Raw genomic sequence first — 2,882 nt, forward strand, 5'->3', positions numbered from 1 at the left:
GTCTCTTGGAACAGAGCACGAAACAGGGCGACAGTCCCGTACCGTAGGCCAGTAGAGTGTGCGCCAGTACCAGAGTAGCGGGGGTTGGATATCCCTCGTGAATGTCGCGGGCATCGACCGCGAAGGCTAAACACTCCTCGAGACCGATAGCGAACAAGTAGCGTGAGCGAACGCTGAAAAGCACCCCGAGAAGGGCGGTGCAATAGGGCATGAAACCAGTCGGCGATAGAGCGACGGGGCTTGAAAGGCCTCTCTCCAAACGATCGAGGGGCGACCCTCCAGTAGGACGAGAGAGGAGCCGAAGTTCCGTCGTACGTTTTGAAAAACGAACTAGGGAGTGTATCTCTTTGGCGAGTCTAACCTGATTATCAGGGAAGGCGCAGGGAAACCGATAGGGGCGCAGCTTTGCCAGGCCCACCGTGTTCAAGCGCGGGGAGTCGAAGGGATACGACCCGGAACCGAGCGATCTACTCTGGAGCAGGGTGAAGCGTGGCGAAAGCCACGTGGAGGCCCGTTAGGGTTGGTGTCCTACAATACCCTCCCGTGACTCGAGAGTAGGGGTGAAAGGCCCATCGAGCTCGGCAACAGCTGGTTCCAACCGAAACATGTCGAAGCATGACCTCATCCGAGGTAGTTTGCGCGGTAGAGCGACCGATTGAGAGACCCGCCTCCGAGAGGAGTCGGCCTCTCTGTCGAACTCCGAACGTGCAAACGCCGTGGACGATGGGAGTCCGGTGCCCGGGGTAAGCTTGGGTACCATGAGGGGAACAACCCAGAGCTGGGTTAAGGACCCAAAGTGTGGACTAAGTGCGATTTGAAGGTTGTCTCGAGCCCTAAACAGCCGGGAGGTGAGCTTAGAAGCAGCTACCCTCTAAGAAAAGCGTAACAGCTTACCGGCCGAGGTTCGAGGCGCCGAAAATGATCGGGGCTCAAGTCCACCTCCGAGACCTGGCGGCGCTAGTGAAATAGCGACCCAGTAGGTTGGCATTCTGGACGGATGGAAGCTCGGGCGAGAGCTCGCGTGGACCGTTCAGTAACGAAAATCCTAGTCATAGTAGCAGCGAAAGTCGGGTGTGAACCCCGACGGCCAGAAGAGTAAGGGTTCCTTGGCACTGTCAATCAGCCAAGGGTTAGTCGATCCTAAGGTCCCTCGTAACTCGCAGGGATCGAAAGGGCAGCTGGTTAATATTCCAGCACCATCGTGCAGTGAAACCGACGCTTCCGGAACCATCGAGCCGGGCCTTCGCCCGGTCGAATCGAGGAAGCTCGTGGACGCCGTAACGGCAAGAAGCGAGCGAAGCTCGAGATAGCGCAAGTCGATGCTACCAGGAGCCCGTGAAAAGGGAGCACGATGTCCGTACCGAGATCCGACACAGGTACTCTGCCAGCGCAAGGCACGGCCTGTCGGGAGAACCGACGTTAGGGAATTCGGCAAGTTAGTTCCGTACGTTCGCAATAAGGAATGCCTGCCCCAGGCGGGGCAGGTCGCAGTGTCTTGGGCGCTCCGACTGTCTAGTAACAACACAGGTGACCGCAAATCCGCAAGGACTCGTACGGTCACTGAATCCTGCCCAGTGCGGGTATCTGAACACCTCGTACAAGAGGACGAAGGACCCGTCAACGGCGGGGGTAACTATGACCCTCTTAAGGTAGCGTAGTACCTTGCCGCTTCAGTAGCGGCTTGCATGAATGGATCAACGAGAGCGCCACTGTCCCAACGTTGGACCCGGTGAACTGTACGTTCCAGTGCGGAGTCTGGAGACCCCCAAGGGGAAGCGAAGACCCTATAGAGCTTTACTGCAGGCTGTCGCTGAGACGTGGTCGCTAATGTGCAGCATAGGTAGGAGCCGTTACACAGGTACCCGCGCTAGCGGGCCACCGAGGCATCAGTGAAATACTACCCGTTAGTGACTGCGACTCTCACTCCTGGCGGAGGACACCGGTAGCCGGGCAGTTTGACTGGGGCGGTACGCGCTCGAAAAGATATCGAGCGCGCCCCAAGATTTCCTCACTCGGGTCGGGAACCCGAGGAAGAGCGCAAGAGCAAACGGAAGTCTGACAGTGTCATTCCCAACGAGTGACGCTGACGCGAAAGCGTGGTTTAGCGAACCAACCATGGTCCTTGATGGGCCAGGTTGCTGACAGAAAAGCTACCTTAGGGATAACAGAGTCGTCACGCGCAAGAGCACATATCGACCGCGTGGCTTGCTACCTCGATGTCGGTTCCCTCCATCCTGCCCGTGCAGAAGCGGGCAAGGGTGAGGTTGTTCGCCTATTAAAGGAGGTCGTGAGCTGGGTTTAGACCGTCGTGAGACAGGTCGGCTGCTATCTATTGGGGGTGTTATGGTACTTGACGAGAACGATCGTATAGTACGAGAGGAACTACGATTGGACGCCACTGGTGTACCGGTTGTTCGAGAGAGCATTGCCGGGCAGCCACGCGTCACGGGGTAAGAGCTGAACGCATCTAAGCTCGAAACCCACTCGGAAACGAAGTACCGTTGAGGACACTCGTAGAAGAGGAGTTAGATAGACTCGGGATGTACGCGCCAAGGCAACGAGGCGTTGAGTCCGCGAGCACTAACAGTCCGAAGCCATCATTCATCCGGTAATCAGAAATCTCTGCACTGCGCCCGTTTTACGGGTCCAGGTGCGAACTGGACTACGCTTACACGCGGTCTTGACGGACCGATTCGACCGAGCTTGGCATGATCGCGGTTCGATTCCGCGACTCGGCGTGAGACGGCCAGAGTGGTGAGGTAACACCCGTACCCATCCCGAACACGGAAGTTAAGCTCACCTACGTGTGAGCGAGTACTGGCGTGGGCGACCCGCTGGAAAAGTTCACTCGCCGTCTCTCTCATTCATTGCGGTCATTCAGT

General features: G+C 57.4%; 2 rRNA genes. Both read left to right on the plus strand.

The annotated features are described in order from the left end of the window. Positions 1 to 2,604: ribosomal RNA gene (locus tag ACP95_RS15305) — 23S ribosomal RNA — on the plus strand; the annotation flags it as partial. Positions 2,605 to 2,738: 134 nt separating this feature from the next. Next, a 5S ribosomal RNA gene (gene rrf, locus ACP95_RS07620) occupies positions 2,739 to 2,860 on the plus strand. The last annotated feature ends 22 nt before the right edge of the window (positions 2,861 to 2,882 follow it).

This window comes from Halolamina rubra (assembly GCF_000739555.1).
Taxonomy (GTDB): domain Archaea; phylum Halobacteriota; class Halobacteria; order Halobacteriales; family Haloferacaceae; genus Halolamina; species Halolamina rubra.